The 22865-nt window shown below is 47.4% G+C and carries 23 protein-coding genes and 2 pseudogenes; 21 read left to right on the top strand and 4 right to left on the bottom strand.

Features of this window, described 5'->3' with window-relative positions; translation table 11 throughout:
* The first annotated feature begins 212 nt into the window (after positions 1–212).
* The 8 genes and pseudogenes from R50912_RS16570 to R50912_RS16605 all read left to right on the top strand — a co-directional run bounded on the left by R50912_RS16570 (position 213) and on the right by R50912_RS16605 (position 6833).
* A complete protein-coding gene (locus R50912_RS16570; protein ID WP_197073119.1) occupies positions 213–956 on the top strand; it encodes a metal ABC transporter ATP-binding protein in 744 nt (247 codons plus the stop codon).
* Positions 949–1791, top strand: a complete 843-nt coding sequence (locus R50912_RS16575) for a metal ABC transporter permease (protein ID WP_144026133.1) — start codon at positions 949–951, stop codon at positions 1789–1791. The genes R50912_RS16570 and R50912_RS16575 overlap by 8 nt, the downstream gene beginning before the upstream one ends.
* Positions 1788–2711 (top strand): metal ABC transporter substrate-binding protein, encoded by a 924-nt coding sequence (locus tag R50912_RS16580; protein WP_042137290.1) that lies wholly within the window; start codon positions 1788–1790, stop codon positions 2709–2711. Before R50912_RS16575 ends, R50912_RS16580 begins: the two co-directional genes overlap by 4 nt.
* A gap of 221 nt (positions 2712–2932) precedes the next feature.
* Positions 2933–3664, top strand: coding sequence for an SDR family NAD(P)-dependent oxidoreductase (locus R50912_RS16585; protein WP_081956532.1), 732 nt, complete (start codon positions 2933–2935; stop codon positions 3662–3664).
* A gap of 225 nt (positions 3665–3889) precedes the next feature.
* On the top strand, positions 3890–4438 hold the full coding sequence (locus R50912_RS16590) for a GNAT family N-acetyltransferase (protein ID WP_042236442.1): 549 nt from the start codon (positions 3890–3892) through the stop codon (positions 4436–4438).
* Positions 4439–4608: 170 nt separating this feature from the next.
* Positions 4609–5364 carry a carboxymuconolactone decarboxylase family protein gene (locus tag R50912_RS16595; RefSeq protein ID WP_042236445.1) on the top strand — a complete coding sequence of 252 codons (756 nt, stop codon included), beginning with the start codon at positions 4609–4611 and terminating at the stop codon, positions 5362–5364.
* A 125-nt stretch (positions 5365–5489) separates the two neighbouring features.
* Positions 5490–5915, top strand: a pseudogene (locus R50912_RS16600) (SDR family NAD(P)-dependent oxidoreductase); the annotation flags it as partial.
* Positions 5916–5975: 60 nt separating this feature from the next.
* Positions 5976–6833 (top strand): annotated as a pseudogene (locus R50912_RS16605) (aldo/keto reductase).
* Positions 6834–6912: 79 nt separating this feature from the next.
* On the opposite strand, the gene R50912_RS16610 reads toward R50912_RS16605, so the two are convergent.
* A complete protein-coding gene (locus tag R50912_RS16610) occupies positions 6913–7896 on the bottom strand; it encodes an NADP-dependent oxidoreductase (RefSeq protein ID WP_042236448.1) in 984 nt (327 codons plus the stop codon).
* A gap of 171 nt (positions 7897–8067) precedes the next feature.
* On the opposite strand from R50912_RS16610, the gene R50912_RS16615 reads away from it, so the two are divergent.
* Positions 8068–8655, top strand: a complete 588-nt coding sequence (locus R50912_RS16615) for a TetR/AcrR family transcriptional regulator (protein WP_042236450.1) — start codon at positions 8068–8070, stop codon at positions 8653–8655.
* Between the two features lie 46 nt (positions 8656–8701).
* Positions 8702–9127 carry a MaoC family dehydratase gene (locus tag R50912_RS16620; RefSeq protein ID WP_039307901.1) on the top strand — a complete coding sequence of 142 codons (426 nt, stop codon included), beginning with the start codon at positions 8702–8704 and terminating at the stop codon, positions 9125–9127.
* A 6-nt stretch (positions 9128–9133) separates the two neighbouring features.
* Here the strand turns inward: R50912_RS16620 and R50912_RS16625 are convergent, their stop codons facing one another.
* The gene (locus R50912_RS16625) at positions 9134–10282 is read right to left on the bottom strand and encodes an epoxide hydrolase family protein (protein WP_042236453.1); all 1149 of its coding nucleotides are present in this window, start codon (positions 10280–10282) and stop codon (positions 9134–9136) included.
* A gap of 153 nt (positions 10283–10435) precedes the next feature.
* Here R50912_RS16625 and R50912_RS16630 point away from each other — a divergent pair, with 153 nt between their 5' ends.
* The 8 genes from R50912_RS16630 (at position 10436) to R50912_RS16665 (ending at position 18446) form a co-directional block, all read left to right on the top strand.
* A complete protein-coding gene (locus R50912_RS16630; protein WP_042236455.1) occupies positions 10436–12691 on the top strand; it encodes an ATP-binding cassette domain-containing protein in 2256 nt (751 codons plus the stop codon).
* 536 nt (positions 12692–13227) lie between these two features.
* Positions 13228–13665 (top strand): hypothetical protein, encoded by a 438-nt coding sequence (locus R50912_RS16635; RefSeq protein ID WP_042236457.1) that lies wholly within the window; start codon positions 13228–13230, stop codon positions 13663–13665.
* Positions 13666–13697: 32 nt separating this feature from the next.
* Entirely contained in the window at positions 13698–14027 is a 330-nt protein-coding gene (locus R50912_RS16640; protein ID WP_042236460.1) for a low molecular weight protein tyrosine phosphatase family protein, read from the top strand.
* Positions 14028–14074: 47 nt separating this feature from the next.
* The gene (locus R50912_RS16645; protein WP_042236461.1) at positions 14075–14779 is read left to right on the top strand and encodes a class I SAM-dependent methyltransferase; all 705 of its coding nucleotides are present in this window, start codon (positions 14075–14077) and stop codon (positions 14777–14779) included.
* Positions 14780–15016: 237 nt separating this feature from the next.
* Positions 15017–16255 carry an FprA family A-type flavoprotein gene (locus R50912_RS16650; RefSeq protein ID WP_042236462.1) on the top strand — a complete coding sequence of 413 codons (1239 nt, stop codon included), beginning with the start codon at positions 15017–15019 and terminating at the stop codon, positions 16253–16255.
* Between the two features lie 16 nt (positions 16256–16271).
* On the top strand, positions 16272–17486 hold the full coding sequence (locus tag R50912_RS16655) for an NAD(P)/FAD-dependent oxidoreductase (RefSeq protein WP_042236464.1): 1215 nt from the start codon (positions 16272–16274) through the stop codon (positions 17484–17486).
* A gap of 26 nt (positions 17487–17512) precedes the next feature.
* On the top strand, positions 17513–17695 hold the full coding sequence (gene rd / locus R50912_RS16660; RefSeq protein ID WP_039307922.1) for a rubredoxin: 183 nt from the start codon (positions 17513–17515) through the stop codon (positions 17693–17695).
* Positions 17696–17735: 40 nt separating this feature from the next.
* A complete protein-coding gene (locus R50912_RS16665) occupies positions 17736–18446 on the top strand; it encodes a Crp/Fnr family transcriptional regulator (RefSeq protein WP_042137310.1) in 711 nt (236 codons plus the stop codon).
* A 67-nt stretch (positions 18447–18513) separates the two neighbouring features.
* On the opposite strand, the gene R50912_RS16670 is transcribed toward R50912_RS16665, so the two are convergent.
* Entirely contained in the window at positions 18514–19422 is a 909-nt protein-coding gene (locus R50912_RS16670; RefSeq protein ID WP_042137312.1) for a ketopantoate reductase family protein, read from the bottom strand.
* A 163-nt stretch (positions 19423–19585) separates the two neighbouring features.
* Between R50912_RS16670 and R50912_RS16675 the strand changes: the two genes are divergently transcribed.
* The 3 genes from R50912_RS16675 (at position 19586) to R50912_RS16685 (ending at position 21549) form a co-directional block, all read left to right on the top strand.
* On the top strand, positions 19586–20164 hold the full coding sequence (locus tag R50912_RS16675; RefSeq protein ID WP_042236466.1) for a TetR/AcrR family transcriptional regulator: 579 nt from the start codon (positions 19586–19588) through the stop codon (positions 20162–20164).
* 13 nt (positions 20165–20177) lie between these two features.
* Positions 20178–20540 (top strand): NUDIX domain-containing protein, encoded by a 363-nt coding sequence (locus R50912_RS16680; RefSeq protein WP_231575384.1) that lies wholly within the window; start codon positions 20178–20180, stop codon positions 20538–20540.
* Between the two features lie 97 nt (positions 20541–20637).
* Positions 20638–21549: a glycerophosphodiester phosphodiesterase family protein gene (locus R50912_RS16685; RefSeq protein WP_042137318.1), complete on the top strand. Its 912-nt coding sequence runs from the start codon at positions 20638–20640 to the stop codon at positions 21547–21549.
* 134 nt (positions 21550–21683) lie between these two features.
* On the opposite strand, the gene R50912_RS16690 is transcribed toward R50912_RS16685, so the two are convergent.
* A complete protein-coding gene (locus R50912_RS16690; RefSeq protein WP_042137320.1) occupies positions 21684–22862 on the bottom strand; it encodes a serine hydrolase domain-containing protein in 1179 nt (392 codons plus the stop codon).
* Positions 22863–22865 lie beyond the last annotated feature (3 nt).

A 22865-nucleotide genomic window follows, 5' to 3' on the forward strand; every position in this document is an offset into this window, starting at 1 on the left:
AATCACTCCTTCTGCTGAAATTGTAACACAAATTTAAATTATTATTGACAATTTGCCCGCAGTTAAATATATTGTTCATAAGACTAAATGTTTCCCACAGGAAACAAATATGTATTCAGAACTTATTGTTTCATTCAGGAAACAAAGAATATTCAGACTCATAATTACGTCATATTTCAGACAGCTATTAGCAGATAAGGAGTTAGCATATGATCGAGATTAAAGACCTAAATGTTGATTATTTCGGCAGTTCAGCACTGGAGAATGTGAATCTCGAGATCCCGTTCGGGCATACGGTGGGGATCATCGGACCGAATGGCGCAGGGAAATCAACACTGATTAAGGCATTATTAGAAGTGATTAAGAAGAGAACTGGCTCGGTCAGGGTTGAGGGCAGGGATATTTCGGAGTACAAACGGAAGATTGCCTACGTGCCGCAAAAAAATGATATTGATCTCACGTTTCCGATCACGGTGAAGGATACGGTGTTGACTGGAACCTACCCGAACCTGAGAATCTTCCAGCGCCCCGGCAAAAAAGACCGGGAACGGGCCGAGGAATGTATGGCGATGGTGGATATAAGCGATCTTGCGAATAAACAAATCAGCAATTTATCCGGCGGACAGCTGCAAAGGGTCTTTATTGCCAGGGCACTCGCCCAGGGAGCGGACGTTTTTTTCCTGGATGAACCGTTTGTCGGGATCGACATGGTCAGTGAGAAGATTATCGTGAATCTGCTTAAGCATCTTCGTGAAGAGGGCAAAACCATTCTCGTCGTTCACCATGATCTGCATGAGGTGGAAGAGTATTTTGACAAAATTATTATCCTGAATAAAAAACTGATCGCCTTTGGAGATGTGAAAGATACCTTCACTACCGACAATATCCGCGCAGCATATGGTGCCTCCTTGGGCAATGTGATCATCAAAGGGGCAGGAGGGACCGAATATGATTAATTATATGTCAGACTTGTTCAACATCCCGGTCTATGCGCTTAACGCCGGCTTATCCGCCATCATCCTGGGCATTGTATCGGGGGCGCTGGGCAGCTTCATTGTTCTCCGGAAGATGTCGCTGATGGGCGATGCTTTATCTCATGCTGTACTGCCTGGTGTAGCCTTGTCCTACATACTGGGGATCAACATCCTGCTGGGCGCATCCCTGTTTGGCCTGCTGGCCGCAATCCTTATCCAATTCATTACAAGCCGCAGTACGATCAAAAGCGACACCTCTATCGGCATTATACTCAGTTCATTTTTCGCCCTGGGGATTGTCCTCATTACTTTTGCCAAAAGCGGTCTGGATCTGACTCATATTCTGTTCGGGAATATCCTCGCCGTTCCGCAGTCTGAGTTAACGCAATCTTTCATCATCATGCTCGTTGTGATTGCCATTATTGTATTGCTGTATAAAGAGCTGCTGATCAGCTCGTTCGATCCGGTAGTTGCCAAGGCTTATGGTTTAAAAACAGGCTTCTATCATTATCTGCTGATGATGCTGCTGTCTGTAGTTACGGTATCCTCGTTATCGCAAGTGGGGATTGTGCTTGTCATTGCGATGCTGGTGATCCCGGCAGCCACCTCCTATTTATGGACCCATACGCTGATCCACATGATTGTATTAGCCTCTGCGGTGGGGGCGGTATCGGGAATTGTAGGTGTGTATCTCAGCTTTGGCTTTAATCTCCCGACAAGTGCCACGATAGTACTGGTGGGTGTGAGCCTGTTCGCGGTCTCCTTCATACTGTCACCCAAAAATAATTTCTTAAGGAAAGGGCTGAAGCAAGGATGAAACAACTCAAATGGCTATCATCTATCGTACTGATCTCACTGCTCGCTGCTTGTTCTAATACTAATGAGGGGGAAGCGGGTGAGGATAAGCTGCAGATTGTTGCCACGTACTCCATCATCGCAGATATGACCGAGAATATTGTCGGGGACAAAGCTGAAGTATACAGTATGGTTCCCATTGGAACAGACCCGCATATGTATGATCCATTACCCGCAGATACGGGCAAGGTGTCTAGCGCAGATCTGATTTTCTATAACGGCCTGAATCTGGAGACGGGAAAAGGATGGTTCCAGGACCTGCTGAAGGTGACGAACAAGAACGAGGTTGCTTTTGCAGTCTCCGATGAAGTGACCCCGATGTATCTGACTGAGAAAGGCAAGGAAACGCAAGTGGACCCCCATGCCTGGCTGGATATCCAGAATTCCATTAAATACGTGGATGTGATCACCAAACGTGTAATTGAACAGGACCCGGACAACAAGGAGTATTATCTTAACAATCAGACAGCCTACGTGAAGGAACTGAATGAGCTGGACCAATACGCCAAAGAGGAAGTAAATAAGATCCCGCAGGAACAACGGATTCTTGTTACCAGCGAAGGGGCATTCAAGTATTTCTCGAAGGCTTACGGCTTCGAATCTGCTTTCATCTGGGAGATTAATACGGACAGCCAGGGGACGCCGGAGCAAATGAAACGGATCATTAGTATTATTGAAGAGAATCAGGTGCCTGCATTATTCCTGGAGACGAGCGTGAACCCCAAGACGATGGAGACCATCTCTAATGAGACAGGAGTGCCTATACATTCTAAGATCTTCACTGATTCCTTAGCTAAAAAAGGGGAAGACGGCGACACCTACATTAAGATGATTCAATGGAATATCGACAAGGTCATCGAAGGGCTGTCACCTGATAAATGAAGGTAAATGCACATGAAGAGTGTCCAAAAGGCGGAATCCGCTGCTTGGAACACTCTTTTTAGGTTTCATGGTTTGCTGCGGATGCCCGCTTTGCGAGGTGTTTTGCGGACATTATTACATGAACTGCAAGCATTCCGTTATGGATATGCCACGCCTAGTCTCGTATAATCAACTGGTGTACTGCATTTTACTTACGAGAAATCGGGCAGGAGGTGAGCCTGTTGGAGAGTCGATGGGCTATAGTTACGGGTGCTGACCGGGGCGTTGGGCTGAGTCTGGTTAAGGCACTGCTGGAGCAGGGTTATCATGTGTTGGCCGGGCAGTATCTGCAGGAGAGCAATGAATACTTGGAGCAACTGAAGACAGTTTATGATCAGCACCTGCAGGTGCTTACGCTGGATATAAGCGACGGGGATAGTGTACAACAAGCAGTGGAGGCTATAGCAGCTTGCACGGACCAAGTGGACATACTGATTAACAACGGGGCGATTCTGGGTGATATGAGCAAGACGATTCAGGATACGCTGGATTTTGATGAAATGGAGCAGGTCTTCCGGGTGAACACGCTAGGCTCGCTGCGGATGTCGAATGGCTTAATTGATTCTATTCTCCGGAGTGACAGCAAGCTGATCGTTAACATTTCATCAGAAGCAGGCAGTATTGGAACCTGCTGGCGCAACAGCTGGTACGCTTACTGCATGTCCAAGGCCGCGCTAAATATGCAGTCTCAGTTAATTCAGAATCAGATTGCGGCGCAGGGCGGCAAGGTTATGGTTATCCATCCGGGTCATGTCCAGACTTATATGCAAGGAAAGCTGGATATAACCGGAAGCCTCACCGCTGATGAATCAGCCGGGTCTATTCTGCAGCAGATCGCGAATCGCCTGAAGTCGGATTACAAGCAGCAAGAGCTTACTCTGATTGACTATGCCGGTAATACGCTGCCCTGGTAAGTGGTGAAGATCCAATTTCATTTTAAAATCCTGCACAAATTGCAACAATGTGCTCATTTTTCCGGCGCCAATCCGCAAATGTTGTATGAAATGCAGCATTTCTTCGCTTCCCAGCGGCTAATTATAGAAGAAACTTGCCTGAAGTTTAGCTTTCGGGCTTTTTTAATGGGATCGTATAATATGAAGCTGAGAGCCCGTCAGCAATTATATGTGGAGGTGTGTGTAATGGCAGAACAGAAGTACAGGCCGGAGGTAAGCATTGAACCTTGGGATGCCGGAGATTTCGGATTGCTGCAGCAATTGAATTCTCCCGAGATGACAGTTTTCCTTGGAGGACCGGAAACGGAGGAGAAGCTCCTGTCCCGTCATAAACGTTACTGTGAGATTGCCGGAACTGGAACAGGGAGAATGTTCAAGATCCTGTTGCAGCCAGAGCTAGAAGTAGCCGGCAGTGTAGGTTACTGGGATCAGACTTGGCATGGGGAACCGGTGTATGAGATCGGATGGAGCGTGTTAACTGCTTTTCAAGGGCAAGGTATAGCTGCAGAAGCAACCGTTAAGGCCATAGCTAGGATCCATTCAGAGCAGAAGCACAAGTATATTCATGCTTTCCCCAAAATCAGCCATCCTGCTTCTAACGCCATTTGCAGTAAGCTTGGCTTCACATTTATGGGTGAATGTGATTTTGAATATCCTTTAGGCACGATGATCCGGTGTAACGACTGGAGAATAGCTCCGGACCTGGAAGTTAATTTTAATAGACATTTTCGTTAAAATAGTACATTACTATACTTTTTAGGCGAAATCATAAATTGTATTATAAAGAGACTCAAGTATAATAATAGACATGAATTCATTTAAATAAAGGGTTAGCCAACTTGTTTGGTTGACCCTTTTTGGCGAAAGAATAATAAGCGTTCAGAAATGATCAGGAGGAGTACACAATGGAGATTACAGATGCCGCAAAGAAATACCACGAAAGAATGTTTCCGGGTTACGAATCCAAGCTTCAAGTAACCGATCCCGAGTTTATCGAGCGGTTTGATAATTTTGCATTTGATGAAGTGGTTCATCAGGATGATTTGGATGACCGGACCCGTATGATGGCCATTCTATCTGTATTAATCGGCTGTCAGGGAATCGATGAGTTCAAAGCTATGCTGCCCGCAGCCCTGAACTTTGGCGTTACACCGGTAGAAGCCAAGGAAATAGTCTATCAGTCCGTCGCTTATCTCGGTATTGGCAGAGTTCTTCCTTTCCTGCATGTCCTGAATGATGTATTGACTGCGGGAGGTGTGGAGCTTCCTCTACCGGGGCAGGCCACAACCACTATGGAAACGCGTCTTAAAGCGGGGATTCAGGCGCAGGTGGATATTTTTGGCGAGAGCATGCAGGAGTTCTGGAAATCAGGACCGGAGGAGAGCCGGCACATCAATCAATGGCTTGCGGCTAATTGCTTCGGCGACTACTATACCCGGCAAGGACTGGATCTCAAACAAAGAGAGATGATTACGTTCTGCTTCCTGTATGCGCAAGGCGGTTGTGAACCGCAGGCGACCAGTCATGCCGCAGCCAATATGAGGCTTGGAAATGATAAGGAGTTATTGATCAAGGTCATTTCTCAATGCCTGCCTTACATCGGTTATCCGCGCAGTCTGAATGCGCTGCGGTGCGTGAACGAAGCAGCAGCGAAATCATAGTTAACAGGAGGATAGAATGATTATGCACAAAAGAACATGGCTGATTACAGGTGTCAGCAGCGGGTTTGGTTATGTGATGACGCAGCAGCTCCTTGAGCAAGGGGACAAGGTAATCCTATGGCGGACAGGTTGCCTTCCCGGGCAATTCAATGTACCATGCTACCAAATTCGGCATTGAAGGCTTCTGTGAATCTGTGGCCCAGGAGGTCGCTGCTTTTAACATCGGGATTACATTCGTAGAACCGGGAGTAGCCCTTACCGAATTCCGCTATGGCAGCGCACAGGTTGCTTCATTAATGCCAGAATATGAGGGGAATCCTGCGCACGGTTTTTTGAGCATGCTGGACGGTTCGAATGGACTGGCTCCCGGCGATCCGGCGCGTATGGCTGCCCGTATTATCGAGAGTGTGGACGTAGAGCCTGCGCCGATGCGTATGGTGTTAGGCTCCCAGGCATTGGCCACCACCCTTTCGACTCTTATGAAGCGTGTTGCTGATTTCGAGAAGCAGACCGACTTGGCTGCCTCAACGGACTTTCCGGCTGGTGAATAACCGGCACTAATCAGACGGGGTTAAAATCACTTGTAACTATTAACTTAGGAGGAATTACAAATGGAGTATGTAACCTTAAACAACGGAGTACAAATGCCGATTCTGGGCTATGGAGTCTATCAGATTTCAGATCACGCGGAATGAGAGAAATGTGTGCTGGATGCCCTAAGCGTAGGCTACCGTTCCATTGATACCGCACAAGCTTACCGGAATGAGAAAGCCGTTGGCCGTGCTATTAAGAAGAGCGGAGTTCCCCGGGAAGAATTGTTTATCACAACCAAAGTATGGATCTCTAATGCAGGCTATGAACAAGCTAAAGCTTCTATTGAAGAATCCCTGCGAAAGCTGCAGCTGGATTATTTGGATCTGGTCCTGATTCATCAGCCGTTTGGGGATTACTACGGAACGTACCGTGCATTAGAAGAGCTGTATAAGGCCGGTACCCTCAGAGCAATTGGTGTAAGTAATTTCTATCCGGACCGATATATCGACCTTGTACAGTTTACTGAAGTAGTGCCGGCTGTAAATCAGGTGGAGACCCATGTCTTCAACCAGCAGGTCAAAGCTCAGGAAATCATGGAGAAATACCATACGCAGATTGAATCCTGGGGTCCTTTTGCCGAAGGGAAAAATAATTTGTTCACCAACACCACCTTACAAACGGTGGCTGATCAATATCATAAATCCACGGCCCAGGTGGCGTTGCGCTATCTGATTCAGAGAGGCGTGGTAGTCATTCCCAAAACAGTTAGCCGAAACAGAATGGAAGAAAACATGAATGTATTTGACTTCGGACTGACGCCGGAGGACATGGCTAAGATCGCTGCACTCGATACAGGCGAAAGCGCATTTTTCTCCCACTACGATCCGCAAGTCGTTGAGAACCTCACTGGCTACGGGAAACAGGGTCTGGAATAAAACGCAGATCCAGTATAGATAGCCAGACATGGGCAGTTAAAAGAGAAGGGCAGCTTCTTAACGGGAAGCTGCCCTTCTTTTATATTTCTTTTGAAATCACAATTTTTCCCCGTCTGGGTTGTTTCTCGCTTGTGCGGTACGCTTCAAATAAACCTTGAGTGGTAAATGGATACCTATGATCTACATGAATGTTGAGCTTCCCCTCCTGCATGTGAGTGGAAATTACATTAAGATCATCCCGGTTTGGACGGGCACGGAAAAATAGCGAGTCAATATTGCGAACGCCTGGATAGGTTCCAATACCGAAAGAGGTTATGGAAATATATTTCCCGCCATCCTTTAATATGTCATAGCTATAATCCCCGAACTCGCCTGGAAGTCCAGTTTCTAATTCTTTTTTCCCTAGCATAGCTGTATCAAGAACCATATCTACAGGTGCGGATAACCTTGTCACGAAATCCGGTTGTGAATAATAGTCAATGACTTCATCTGCGCCTAAACCCAGGACAAAGCCATGATTATGCTCTCTTGCAGTTGCAATTACATAAGCACCATAATGTCTGGCTAATTGAATGGCCGCATGTCCAACACCACCGGCACCCCCATGAATGAGAATACGCTGACCTGGCTGAAGCTTACCATGCTCAAAAAGTGCCTGCCAGGCCGTCAAGGCTACCGTAGGCGCAGCAGCGGCTTCTTCGAAGGATACATTGTCCGGTATCATCGTTAAGGTATCCTCATCGGCAGCCACTTGATCCATATAAGAGCCTCCACGGACCATCCCCATAACGCGGTCACCTGCTTTAAAGTGCTGTACCCCCGTACCCACACCTCTTACAACACCGGCAACATCACCTCCAAGAAAAAACGGGAATTGAATGGAAAATTGCCCGCCTACCGGGCTCAGTAATAGCTCACCCGAACGTAAATGATTATCTCCAGGGTTAATTGAGGAGGCATACACCTCCACCAGTACTTGTGTCTCTTTAATTGCAGGAACAGCTAGTTCATACTCTTCAAAAGACTCAGGGATTCCAAAGCCGGTTATACCCATTGCTTTCATAGCGCAGCCTCCATTTGTATTATTGAACATTCGTTGAAAAACCAACGTTTGTTTGTTAAAATCACATTACAAAAAAGCAGAGAATTGTACAATCCCCAAAGCGATCCCTTATGTTGATTAATCAACACACACCTTAGAAATGTTCAATTCTGACTCATGAAGGAGAAATATATGGATAGACGTATACAGAAATCCAAACAGGCTATTATGGATGCTTTTTTAGCATTAATGTCGGAAACAGATATTGAAAATATCACTGTAAATAAAATTGCTGAGCTGGCCAATGTTAACCGTGGAACGGTTTATTTACATTTTCTAGATAAATATGATCTGCTTGATCATTGTTTGGAAGAACAAATTAACCGCTTAATCGACAAATGCGCGCCTGACAGTGAGGTTACCGGTAAATTCACTTCGAAATCCACATTGCTTCGGGTTTTTGAATATTTGGAACAGAATTCCGGGTTGTATTCTAAGATGCTGAGAAACCGGGGAGTACCTGCTTTTAGAAATCGTTTGCTTGTCGTTGTCCGGGAAAGTCTTAGCAGACAATTCGATTTAATCGCTGCCGGGCCAAATTTCAACAAGGAAATAACCGTACAGTTTCTAGCATCTGCGGTAATAAGCTCTTTCGAATGGTGGATTAGCAATTCTTTGCCTTATCCAGCTTCAGTGATGGCTGAACAGATATGGGCATTATTAGACCGGACGATGATTAGTTTGCCCCTGTCTAACCAAAATTCCGGATCTGTGATATAATCCTACTCTAAAATAAACGAGCAAAATTACTTCAAGAGGTGCAATCATGCGGTTTCATGAATTTTATATCGGTCAAGTGTTTAGAACCAAATCTCTAACCTTATCGAAAGAGGATATCACCAGATTTGCCGGCGAATTTGATCCGCAGTATATGCATCTGGATGAAGAGAAGGCAGCGCAAGGCCGATTCAACGGAATCATTGCTTCAGGAATTCAGACCCTGGCTGTGTCGTTTAAGCTGTGGGTGGAGACAGGCAGTTATGGGGATGAGGTTATTGCCGGAACTGCGATGAACAACATTAAATTCATGCGCCCCGTCTATCCGGGTGATGAATTGTATACCATGGTTGAAGTGACCGGGGTAGAAGAGAAGCGGAATGGAACAGGCCTGGTTACGGTGTTATTATCAACGTTCACCAGCTCAGACGATCAGGTTTTTGAGGGCGAGTTGTCTGTGCTGGTGAAACAGTGAAATCTTTTATCCTCTTAATGCTCTGAAAAATTCACGGATGTCTTTAGCCAGAGGCGCGGGATCTTCCATGGCTGTGAAATGTCCGCCGCGGGGCATGGTTGTCCAGCGGGTGATATTCAGATTGCGGTCAGCCCATTCCCGGGGCGGCAAGGCGACATCTCCCGGGAAAATAGCTATTCCGGCGGGCACCTCAATGCGCCCCAGAGGCGGCAGCGAATGTGTGTTCTCGTAATAGATATTCGCTGTTGACCCTGCTGTATGGGTAACCCAATAGATCATAATATTCGTAAGCAGTTCATCCTCGCTAAAGCTGTTCCTTAGGTCACCCTTGCAATCACTCCATGCATGGAATTTCTCAATAATCCAAGCTGCCAATCCTACAGGTGAGTCGTTCAGTCCGTAGGCAAGCGTCTGTGGCTTCGTCGATTGAATCGACATGTACCCGCCTTCATCAGCCATCCATTGCGAAGTATTCTTGATGTACAGGAGCTCTTCTTCAGACAGCCCTGACTTATCCTGCACAGCCAGAAGATTCCGGATGATGCCGATGTCGGTAAGATGTATGCCGGTCAGAAGTTCAGGATGATTGAATGCCAGATACCGTGTAACACCAGATCCGATATCCCCGCCTGCCGCAGCGAATTTCGGGTAGCCCAGATGTTCGGTCATTAGTCTGGCCCACAGCTCAGCAACATAGGCATTATTCACACCAGCGCGTTTCAGGCCATTAGAGAAGCCGAATCCGGGCACGGAAGGGACAATGACATCGAAGGAGTCTTCGGGATTCCCGCCATAACGTTCAGGGTCCGTAAGCATAGGGATAATCTTCTCGTATCGCACAAAGCTGTCCGGCCATCCGTGCGTAAGGATAATTGGCTGCGGATTAGGCCCTTTGCCGCGCTCGTGCACGAAATGCACATCGATTCCATCGACGTTACAGCGAAAATGTGACAAGCGGTTCAACTCGGCTTCTCTGGCACGCCAGTCAAACTGCTCCCGCCAATACGTAACGAGCGACCGTAAATAACTCTGATCCGAACCCCGTTCCCAGTCAGAACCCTCTAATGGATCGGGCCAGCGGACATGATCCAGTCTGTATTTCAGATCTTCAAGGATTTCATCAGACACATGGATTTGAAACCGTTCAATCGGCATATTGCTCTCTCCTTAAGTGTATTAGCTACAGCAACGATATAACTATAATATATCTTTTCAAAATCATGAGGCAATGCCGTAAACAAAAGCTAAGGATAATGCTAAGGATAATAGAAACAAAAGAAATCTATACCACCTGGAGGGATGCTAAGCATGAACGAAATGAATCAGGAGTATATCGTGATATCCGGTGCAAGGGAGAACAATCTTAAGAACGTATCCTTGCGTATCCCGAAACGAAAAATTACCATCTTCACCGGAGTATCCGGCTCCGGCAAGTCATCCATCGTCTTCGATACGATTGCTGCTGAATCCACGCGGCTGCTGAACGAGAACTTCAGCATGTTCGTGCGAACCTTCCTTCCGCGTTATCCGCAGCCGGATACAGACGGGATCGAGAACCTGAGCATGGCTGTTATCGTAGATCAGAAGCGGCTGGGCGGCGGTTCTCATTCCACGATGGGTACGATAACCGACATCTCGCCTATTCTCCGTCTGCTGTACTCCAGGGTGGGACAGCCCCATGTAGGCGGAGTGAACATGTTCTCGTTCAACGATCCGCAAGGGATGTGTCCCGAATGTAACGGGATCGGCCGCAAGCTGGGGGTCGATATGAGCCGGGCCGTGGACATGTCCAAGTCGTTGAATGATGGAGCCCTCATGCTGCCGGATTATGCAGTCGGCGGCTGGGATTGGAACATGATCGTGCAGGCGGGTGACTTCGATCTGGACAAGAAGCTAAGCGAATATTCAGATGCGGAGCTGGAACAGCTGCTGCACGGCAAGGCCAGGAAAGTGAAGATGGATTTTGCCGGGAAGGCAACTAACATTACGGTAGAAGGTGTTATTGAGAAGTTCACGGGCAAGTATATCAAACAGGATGTGAAGACCAAATCTGAGCGTACGCAAAAAATGGTCGCCCCGTTCATCACCGAAGGCACCTGCTCCAGCTGCCATGGAGCAAGACTTAGCCAGGCTGCGCTCAGCTGCCGGATCAATGGAAGGAACATTGCGGAGCTGTCCGCTATGGAAGTCGGGCAGCTTATCCGCACCATCCGGGAGATAGAGGAACCTGCCGCAGCTCCGGTCGTCAAGTCGCTGGCGGAGCGGCTGCAGCATCTGGTCGATATCGGGCTGGACTACCTGACGCTGGACCGTGAGACCGATACGCTATCCGGCGGAGAATCACAGCGCGTCAAGATGGTGAAGCATCTAAGCGGCAGCCTGGTGGATGTCACCTACATCTTCGATGAGCCCAGCGTCGGTCTGCACCCGCGGGATGTCCACCGGTTAAATGAGCTGCTGGAGAAGCTTCGCGACAAAGGGAATACCGTCATTGTCGTTGAACATGATCCCGATGTTATCAAGCTGGCGGATCATATTGTCGATGTCGGGCCTCACGCCGGCAGCCGCGGCGGTAATATTGTCTATGAAGGCAGCTTCCAGGGGTTGCTGGAATCAGGAACGCTGACAGGCACTTATATGAAACGTCCGCTTCAGCTGAAGCAGGATTGCAGGGCGTCTTCCGGCAGGCTGTCCATCCAGAATGCCTCTCTGCACAACTTGCAGAATGTAAGTGTGGATATTCCTACAGGAGTACTTACAGTGGTAACAGGTGTCGCAGGCTCGGGCAAAAGTACGCTGATTAATGATGTCTTCCTCAGTCAGCATCCGGATACGATCGTTATTGACCAATCGGCGATTGGCGTCTCAACACGCTCCAATCCCGCTACCTACACGGGGATTATGGATGATGTCCGCAAGGCTTTTGCCGCAGCCAATAAGGTAAATCAAGGGCTGTTCAGCTTCAACTCCAAGGGCGCCTGCGAGAATTGCCAGGGACTTGGTGTCGTGTACACAGACCTTGGTTTCCTCGACAGCGTGAAGCTGCCCTGCGAAGTGTGCGGAGGCAGACGGTTCAAGGAGGAAGTGCTTGCCTACAAGCTGAACGGCAAATCCATTGCCGAGGTGCTGGAGATGACTGTTGAACAGGCTCTTGAGTTCTTCCAGCTCAAAGAGGTGGTGCGCAAGCTTCAGGCTATGAGTGATGTGGGGCTAAACTATATTACACTCGGCCAGCCGCTCAGCACGCTCTCGGGCGGAGAATGCCAGCGCATTAAGCTGGCCAGCGAGCTGCATAAGAAAGGCAGCATCTATGTGATGGATGAGCCGACGACCGGCCTGCATATGTCCGACATCGGCCACCTCATGGAGATCATGAACCGGCTGGTGGATGCCGGCAATACGGTGATCGTCATCGAGCATAATCTCGATGTGATCAGCCAGGCAGACTGGATCATCGACATGGGGCCGGACGGAGGCAGCAAGGGCGGCGAGGTCGTATTCGAGGGCACACCTTCGCAGATTATTGATGCGGAGCATTCAATTACGGGAAGATATTTGGCGTAGTTATCGTCTGGAACCCGCATTATATGCGGGTTTTTCTTTATAATGCTATAAATTATTATAGATAACCCCATCTTCAGAGCCAGAAATGAGATTGACCGTAGATAAATAGAAAGATACCATAGAGTTGATGCAATCACCTTTTCTTGGAAATGTGGTTATGTTAGACGTTAACACATGAAGTATAATTCTATTTCACTAAATAAATCGAACTTAAAAATGTCCTGCTCTTTAGAAGCCTACGCCTTCAAATCTATTGAGAGTAAGTAACTAATGTGGAGTCCATAGCAAATAACTGTACTTCGTACAGTTAAATCATGGAGATAAACCTGATTTGACGGTTTAATTGTATTCTGTACAACTAAAAATAGCGGAAAGTCTTCTCTTACGAAATATGATGATTCTAATTGTAGAAAATACAATTAAAACACTCTCAACGCAATAATCGATCGCTTTAGTTGTACATAATACAGTTAAAGCTTACGTGCATGCTCGTTACGGCCAGCCTGCAGTTCAAGCAGGGAATAGGAGGAGTGATAATGTCTAATTACATTGTAAAAATCATACCAAAGCATGAGAAAACCATCCCCGGCGAAAAAGAGAGAAATGCAATTAAAAATCAAATGAGATTAATGACCGTTAACAAAGAAATAAGTGAACAGCTATATAATGAAGTAACATTTATAGATAGTGGATCGAATTTTGAAGGGATTAGATGCAATCATTGTATGACGTATTTAGAACCCGATTGGTGGGTTGAGCAAATGGATACAAAAAGCTCCAACCAGTTTAATGATTTATCAATAATTTCACCTTGCTGCGCCTCGGCCTTATCATTAAATGAATTGTATTATATTTGGCCAATGGGTTTTGCAAAATATGTTATTGAGATCATGAATCCCGAAGAAGATGAAGTGATTAGGATTGAACAATTCATAGAAAATATAAACTACAAATTAATAAGAGCGCATTACTAGAAATCCCAAAGTAAATATAGAGGCGATACAACATTAAACTACTCTTTATCTGCAGCCGGAATAAGTGGCGCAGTTTGACTGCTGAGAAGATTTTTGACGGATATAACGGTTACGAAGCAAGGTCGGCAGGCACGGAAGAAGGAGCAAGAATACAGGTGACCGAAGGACATATCGGATGGTCGGATCTGATATTCGTAATGGAGAAGAAGCATACAAGAAGGCTAAGGGACAAATTTGCAGACTCCCTAAGGAACAAACAGGTAATCTGTCTTGATATCCCGGACGACTATAGATTTATGGATGAAGAACTAATAGAAATCCTGAAATCCAGAGTATCCGAATATATTGAAGTTCCTGAATAAAGCAAATACAGAATGAAGTGGAATCGTTGAAAGCGTAAGGTGAATCAATGGACAGAATAGCCAACATCAGATCCGAAGAGAAGAAATATCATGATGACTGTTACGATACATACGACTTATTCAAGCCAGGGTCCTGGCTTCACAGGCCTGTTAAGACGGTGATCAGCCTTTTAGAGGAATATAAGGAGCGGGAATACTTAAGTGTGCTGGATTTGGGATCGGGGATCGGCCGGAACAGCATTCCTATCGCTGAATCTTTGAAGCACAGAAATGGTAAAGTGGTATGCGTTGACCTGCTGGAATCGGCTATAGATAAACTATATCATTACAGTAAGGAATTTGGAGTTGAGCAATACATAGTGGCAAGGTTATCCGATATTGAACAGTTTAACATTGAACCGGATGAGTATGATATTATCGTAGCCGTATCTTCTTTAGAGCATATCAGTTCGGAACAGGCACTGGAGCGGAAACTGCAGGAAATGAATGCCGGAACGAAACGAAATGGAGCGAATTGTATTATTATCGCTTCGAACATTCGTGAAGTTAACCTCGCACAAGTGGAAGAACTCGATCCCATGTTTGAAGTGAATCTAACTACGGCAAGAATGTTCGAGCTGCTGGATCAGCAGTATGCCGGCTGGAAAGTTGAGCGACGCTTCGTAAAACCGCTGGAATATGAAATCAGCAGAAAGGGTGAACCTGTCAGGCTGACTTCGGATTGTATAACGTTTGTGGCTAAGAAGAGCTGATCTCATGGGGATCAGCTTTTTATTTTGACCGCTGACACGCAAGAGAAATTTCATTATTTCTGTCCAACTGTGACTATACGCACCACCCCTTCTGTTCAATCGTCTACATTAAAAGTATACGGTTAAGCTTTTTCATAAACTTCCGGAATTTGATTTGAATCCTCCTTTTTGTACGGCAGCCGTAATAGAATGAGGTTGCTGATAAGGATTATCAATCAAACATTGGAGGTTAACAAAATGAGTACACAATTCAAACAAATCGCCGGGGATACTTACTGGGTAGGCAAAATAGATAACCGTCAGGTTCCGTTTCACCGCCTGATTCTGGCTAAAGGAACAACCTATAATTCCTATCTGTTAAAAACGGGCAAGCCGACCGTGATTGATACGGTAGATATGGAGTTCGGCCGTGAATATGCCGAGTGTCTCGCCGGTATGATTGACCTCATGGATATTCATTACATCGTAATTAACCATACGGAGCCCGACCATTCCGGCGGCCTGGCAGCCCTTGCATCCCAGGCGCTAAATGCCACGATCGTGTGCACCGAAATCGCTGTGCCGGAACTGCAGGAAATGTATAAGCTGCACAGCCGGAACTTCCTGGTCGTTAAAGATGGCGATACGCTGGATATCGGCGGAAAAACACTGCTGTTCAAAGAAACGCCGTACCTTCATACTGCTGAGACGATGATTACGTATTGTATCGAGGATCAGATCCTGTTCCCCTGCGATATCTTCAGTACACATGTAGCTGTGGAGAATCTGTTCAGTGATGAAGCGGGATTTGATATCACCGAAGATTACAAGGGCTATTATGCCGCCATTATTCATCCGCACAGAAGATATGTAAGAACACTGCTGGAAGCGGTCAAGGATCTGGATATCCGCATGATTGCCCCATCCCATGGATTCCTGATCCGGGAGGATATCCCTAAATTCATTGATCTGTACGCCACGATGAGCCGCGAAACAACTCAGGGTAAAAAAGCAGTCATTGTATATACCACCATCAAGAACAGCACGAAGAAAATGGCCAAAATCATTCAGGAATGCCTGCAGGAGAATAATATTGGAACAGAAGTCTGGGATGCGGATAAAAGCAGCACTGCGGATATTCTGAACAGCATTGCTTCTGCAGACGCGGTCTTTATCGGCAGCTCTACTAAATATGCGGACATGATCGGGAACCTGGAGGATGTGCTGAAGGAGCTGCAGCATATGAATCTGGAAGGCAAGCTTGCGGCATCTTTTGGCTCGTACGGCTGGAGTGGAGAAGCCATCGAGGTCATTCAGGACTATCTGAACGGAACGAATATGACCGTGCAAAGCACTTCGGAGGTCATTAAAACCACCGGCATGACACATGTTGAATTCCCGGTTAGAGTAAGATTCTCCCCTAAAGAGCCAGAGAAGGTCCAGAAAATTAAAAATGCGGCTGAATTTGTATCGGATCTGCTGCTGAGCTCAATTTAGGGAGGAGGAACAACTTATGACGAAGCATTATGTAATTGTTGGCGGCGGCGTATCCGCCGTCCATGCAGCTAAAGCAATCCGCGATCAGGACTCGGAAGCAGAAATATCGATTCTAGGTGAGGAAAGCGGGCTTCCGTATAACCGGATTAAGCTGACCAAAGGCCTGTTCACCGACCTGCACAGCGAGAAGGTGCTGATCAAGAAAGAGAAGTGGTACCGGGATAACCGTATAAACGTCAAGACCTCAACCCGGATCACCTCGATCCAGCCGGATCGCCGGATGGTAGAGACAGAAGACGGCCAGCGGGTGGAGTATCATAAGCTGCTGTTGTGTATGGGCGCGAGGAACCGCGCACTCTCTATCGAAGGTGCCGGACTTCACAATGTCCATACTATCAGAGACATGAACGATGCGGACCGGTTAAAAGATAGTCTGCAGGATGGAAGCCGCGTAGCCGTAATTGGCGGAGGTGTCCAGGGCATCGAGACGGCTTGGGCCTTGTTCGAAGCAGGTTACGAGGTAACCGTGATCGAAGCAGCCCCGTCCCTGATGGGCAGACAGCTGGACGGGCACTCTTCCAGCCTGCTTAGGGAGACTTTGAAACAATCCGGAGTGAAGGTGATTCTGCAAGCAGGAGTAACCTCTATTACGGGTACAGACTATGTTACCGGGATTACGCTGGACGATGGTTCTAATCTCCCGTGTGACCATGTTGTATACTCTATCGGAATTGTCCCGAACACGGCGCTTGTAAGCGGATCGGCTATACAAGTCCGGAACGGCATTATTGTAAACGAACAATTGCAAACCAGCGATCCGAACATCTTTGCTGCCGGTGATGTTGCTGAAATTAACGGGCATGTTGAAGGACTATGGGGCGGTGCAATAGAACAGGGAAGGATTGCCGGCAGCAACATGGCTGACAGTCTGACCGTTTACCGCAGAGCGGTTCCGGTTACTTTGTTTAATGCTTTTGGGATTTCTCTGTTCTCCATTGGCAACACAGATGAACGGCAATGCGATGTGGCGGTCAGCGGAGAAGAGAATGGCGCCTATACGCGGATCTATGTGAAAGATAATACAATTACCGGTGCGTTATCCTGGCAAGGAGCCGCTGCCTCCCTGACGTATAAGTCGGCTGTAGAACAGGGGATCAGCCTGACCGGAATTCATCTTGCCGGCAATAACATAGAAGCCATTATGGCTGAAGTACAAACCCGATTGAACTAAAAACAAACTATTAGGAGCTGAGAAGAATGAAGAAATACATCTGTACACCCTGCGGCTATATCTATGACCCGGCAATAGGCGATCCTGATGAGGACGTAGCCGCCGGCACCGCGTTTGAAGATTTGCCTGAAGACTGGGTATGTCCGGTCTGCGGAGAGGATACAAGTCACTTCGTAGCAGTTGAAGATAAGAAATCTGTTACTCATTAGAGTAAACAGCTTCTAAATACTACATTTCAGGGGGAACGGTATGAAAGAGCACTCCTGCCAGCACGCCGCAGAACCTTGTACACGCAAGGTACCGATTTTTGCTGCATTGACGGACGATGACCTCACCAGAATTAGCGCCATGATTAAGCACCGCAAGTTTACCAAAGGTCAGCCGTTAATTCTTGAAGGGGCGCCGTCAGATACGCTGTACATTATTCAACAGGGGCATGTGAAGCTATCCAAAATGACTCCTGAAGGCAAGGAACAAATCCTGCACATTCTGACGAATGGGGATTTCTTCGGGGAGCTCAGTATTTTTAACAGTGATGAGCTTAGTAATTTTAACGCATATGCCCTGAAAGACACTAATATTTGTATGCTGACCCGGAATGATATGGAGCATTTAATGACGGATAATCCGGAGATCTCTCTACGGCTGCTGAAAAGTGTAACCAAAAGACTCGCCCATACGGAGAATCTGGCGCAGAGTCTGGCGACCAAAGATCCGGAGATCCGGATTGCCTGCATGATCATGGAACTCAGTGACAAATACGGCAAGCGGCATGGAAGCCGTATTCATATTGATCTTCCGCTGTCCCGTGAAGAGCTGGCTAGTTATGTCGGGGTGACCCGCGAGACCATTAGCAGGAAGTTCTCCAGGTTTGAGGATTCGGGCCTGATCAAGCTGATTGGTAATAAACAGATGGTGCTCATGGATCCGGCCGGTGTGGAGAAGTATATGGGAAATTGAATCATAATAAAAGCGGCATTTCCACCAGTAGATAATGGGGAGATGCCGCTTTTTAAGCATGAAATAGTTAGGATGTAGTCTGCTGCAACAATTGTCCATCCCCAAACGCTATGTCCAGCAGCATAATCTCTGCTCTTCTGCTGACAGCCTGATTCCCCAGCTTAACATCAATGATGAAGTCATTGCTCAGCATCTGGCGGTACCGGGCGATAATGTCCTCTTCCGGCAATTCAGCCATCTGTTTCGTTTCCGGCGGGATGACCTGTATTCCGGACTGCTCAACTTGCCTAATATTGCGTTTAATATCAGCAGCAAGCTTGCTCAATGTACTGTCGCTTCTTGCAGTCTCCAAATCCACCATACCCGTACCATCCTCCGTATAAAAGTGCTTGTTGACTGCTGCCAGGGCAGCGTGTGAGATATGGAAGGCCTTTATATCCGGTTCGATTATATTAGTTAGACCTGCCTGATCAAGTAGTCCGGCAAGACGATTCACTCTTTCGGTCGTCTGTCCATTGATTTCACCAAATATAGTCCCTTGCCCAGGCTCCGTTCCAAACTGGGCGTAGAGCACACCGTCTTTGAGGTCTCCGCCAGCACCAGGGAAGCCTGGGAGCAGCCGCTCGCCTACGATTTCAAGCCAGGATTCATAACCTACCGTGTTGGTCAACGTAATAATGGTTTGGCTTCTGTTATTCTTAATCGCCTCAAGAGCAGACTCCGCCTGATCATACCGGACCGGAACAAAGATGAAATCATAGATGTCATCGTTATCGAGCTCCGCAATTACCTTCACCGGAATTTGCTGTATCGTGCCTTTCTCATTGTATTGCAGACCCTTCTTCTGGAGGGCATTCAGCCGCTTGCCCCGGGCCAGTAAGGTAACGTCAAGTCCTGACCGTGCGAACCGGAGTGCGTACACACTGCCAATCACTCCAGCGCCAACGATTAATATTCTGTCTGATTGTATATTCAAGTTCATCTGTCCTTTCAATTAGGTAACACACATTGTTTAAACAACACATGTCTGATACGATTGATGATAGTCCGGCATCCTGTTGAATTCAATCGGCAGACTCGGGGATAAGTCGGTTAAACAACATAGATTAAGATTTGATGTCTAAGAGGGGAAGTTAGCGATGGTTAACCAGATAGATCCAAGGGTTGTGCGCACAGGGCAGCTGATCAGAGAAGCCTTCCGTGAGTTGCTGCGGCTGAGAAGCTTCGATACAATCACCATCAAAGATATCGCAGAGAGAGCTACCATTAACCGCGCCACATTTTACACTCATTACGAGGATAAATATGCGTTGCTGGATGAAATCATCGAACAGGCTTTCCGCAAGATGATTCCCGGACCCGTGGAGCATGCGCTGGAGTTCACAGATGAAATATGTAACGAGCTGATCCTTATGACTTACCGGTACATTTTGGATTTTTTTGAGATCTGCCGGATGGATTCCAAATCGATTGCTACGCTGGTGGACGAGAAGATCAAGCAGCTGCTGCAGCAGATTATTGAGCGCATTTTTGTAAAAGGAGATCATCCCCATACAGCAGACCCCAATCAGACAACAATCCTGGCGGCCATGACAGGGTCAGCGATCTATAGCGCAGCGTATCAATGGTTCAAAGTCGGGGAGAAGGAACGGACGGATCTGCTTGTTGATCTGGTACGCCCCTATGTGATGAACGGTCTGGGCCTACATTATATATAACGATAAGCTGCTCGTGTTCAGGCATAGGGACTACCCGGAAGCTGGTGTGCAGGTTCCTGCCGGGACTGTAGAATCGGGCGAGAGTGTAGTAACGGCATTATTCCGGGAGATACTGGAGGAATCAGGAATAACGAAGGATGAGCTGCGGCTAGTCAAGCATTTGAAGACGTATCTGTACTACGCGGCGTATAAACAACAACATCATGAAAGACATGTGTATCAGTTAGAGTTAATTCAAGAGCGCCCGGCCCGGTGGGAACATACTATAGAAGCATCCGGAGAAGATTCGGGTCTAACCTTTGAATATTTCTGGATTCCGGTACATGAAGCTGAACTCGCCGGCGGGCAGGGAGACGGTTTAGAATTATGCTGTTAGATTGCGCTGTAATTAAAAATGTAGATTTCAATGACCCTAACTGTTAATATAATAATATTTGCAAAAGTTAAGGTTACAGGAAAATGAGGACGACGGAATGAAGAAGATTGTCAGCCATAAAGCTTATTTTATCGGAATGCATGTACTAATATTTATCCTCTTATTTACAACACTGTACGCTTCCTTCCCGGCCATCCGGGTTAAAGTGAAAGAAATCATCGATCCGGCGGAAAAAGTATATACGATCGCCCACCGGGGTGCGTCCGGATATGCTCCGGAGAACACGATGCCGGCCTTCGAGCTGGCGCGTGAAATGGATTCCGACTCGATTGAGCTGGATATCCACCTGACCAAGGATCAGATTCCTGTTGTCATCCATGATGATACAGTCAACCGCACGACCAATAGCAAAGGGTATGTAAGGAACATGACGCTGGAGCAGATCAAACAGCTGGATGCCGGGTCGTGGTTCAATAAGGCGTATCCGATGTTTGCCAGAGAAATATATGCAGGGACCACCATCCCCACCCTCGATGAGGTATTCGAAACCTTTGGCAAAGAGATCAGCTATGTTCTTGAAATCAAGGAATCAACGCCGAAGATTAATATTGAAGTCCTCTTGAATGAATACATTAAGAAATATGATCTGGAAAAAGTAGTGGCTATCCATTCATTCAGCGCAGCCAGTCTACGGAAGTTCCATTCCATCAACCCAGATATTCCGTTGTACCAACTCGTATGGAATGATTATACCTCGGTAAGACTTACTGAAGCTTATCTGGCAGATGTGAAGTCCTATGCTGTCGGCATCAGCCCGAATTTCCAGGGGACCAGCGCGTCTTATGTGGCGCAGATAAAGCGGGCGGGACTTAAGGTCATGCCCTATACCATTAATTATCAGCTCAATATGGATAAAGCTTATTCTTGGGGTGTAGATGGAGTCTATACTAATTTTCCTGACCGTTTCCATGAAGTCATTGAGACGAACAGGAAGAACGCGAACTGGTAACTTAGCAGAGCGTGTGGAGAGTGCGGAGAGAAAGTGCGGATTTTCTCATTTCATAGCACAGGGTCCAATTCTTGTTCTTTACGGAGGACAAGAATTGGACCCTGTGTGTATATTGGACAAGAAGAGCAGGTTTCTTACAACGAACTAAACACAATATTACGCAGCTTGCGAGTGACCGGCAGTGTGCCGGCATCTTTTTTCTGGATCATGAACAGGAAGGTCAGGCCGTCCTGCGGACTGTTGGTGAAATAAGCTCCAAGCCAGCCGTCCCAGCCGTATTCACCCTGGCCGCCGACCACTCCGGCTTTTCCGGTGTCTTTCAGGATACGCATCTGGTTGCCATAGCTATACCCCTGCAGGGAATGCCAGGTATCGAAGCCTTTTTGCTGCCCATCGCTTAGAACAGCTGTAGTCATATATTGAACGGTTCTAGGCTTGAGCAGCTGAACGCCGTTCAAGCTGCCCTGGTTCATCAGCATGGTGGTGAACTTGGCAGCATCGTCAATCGTTGAGACCAGGCCCGCTCCGCCTGACTCGTAGGCCGGTTCCCGGTCCATATGGTGGTAGATGCCCAGATGGCTCTCCGCATACAGCTTCAAGCCGCCTTCGCCGTCCTCCTGGTAGACTCTGGCCAGGCGGTTTCCTTTGTCTTCAGGCAGCCAGAAGCCGGTATCCTGCATTTGCAGCGGGCTGAATATTTCCTTCTGCAAAAATTCTCCGTACCGCATGCCGCTAACCGCTTCCACAATGGCTCCCAGAACATCCGCTGAGGTCCCGTACTGCCAGAACGAACCCGGCTCGAACGAAAGCGGGCCTTCACCCAGACGGGTGGCGAATTCCATGGTGCTCATCCGGTTATCGCCGTGCAAGCGGCTGTCCAGCTCCTTGAACAAAGCCTCCGTATGCAGAGCGGCTTTGTCTGTTCCTCCTCCGTATACCAGTCCCGAGGTCATATTCAGCAGATCATGAATGACAACCTCCCGGCTGACAGGCACCAGTTCTCCGTTCTTTTCGACCAGCTGGTTCTTGAACCCTGGAATATAACGGCTTACCGGATCGAACAAATCGATCTGTCCGCGCTCAAGCAGCAGCATGATGGCGGCGGATGTAACCGGTTTCGTCATCGAGTATAGACGGAAGATCGAATCCCGGGTGATAGGACGTCCCGCTTCGACATCGGCTAAGCCGTCTTCGTGATAGAACACCTCGCGGCCGTCCTTGATGACCATCAGGTTCGCACCTGCAATTTCCTGGTTACCGATACTTGCACTCAATGTTTTTTTCAATAGGCTGGTTGTGTTTGAATCTAGCATGTT

Origin of the sequence: Paenibacillus sp. FSL R5-0912, assembly GCF_000758605.1 — a bacterium.
In the GTDB taxonomy this organism is placed as follows: domain Bacteria; phylum Bacillota; class Bacilli; order Paenibacillales; family Paenibacillaceae; genus Paenibacillus_AQ.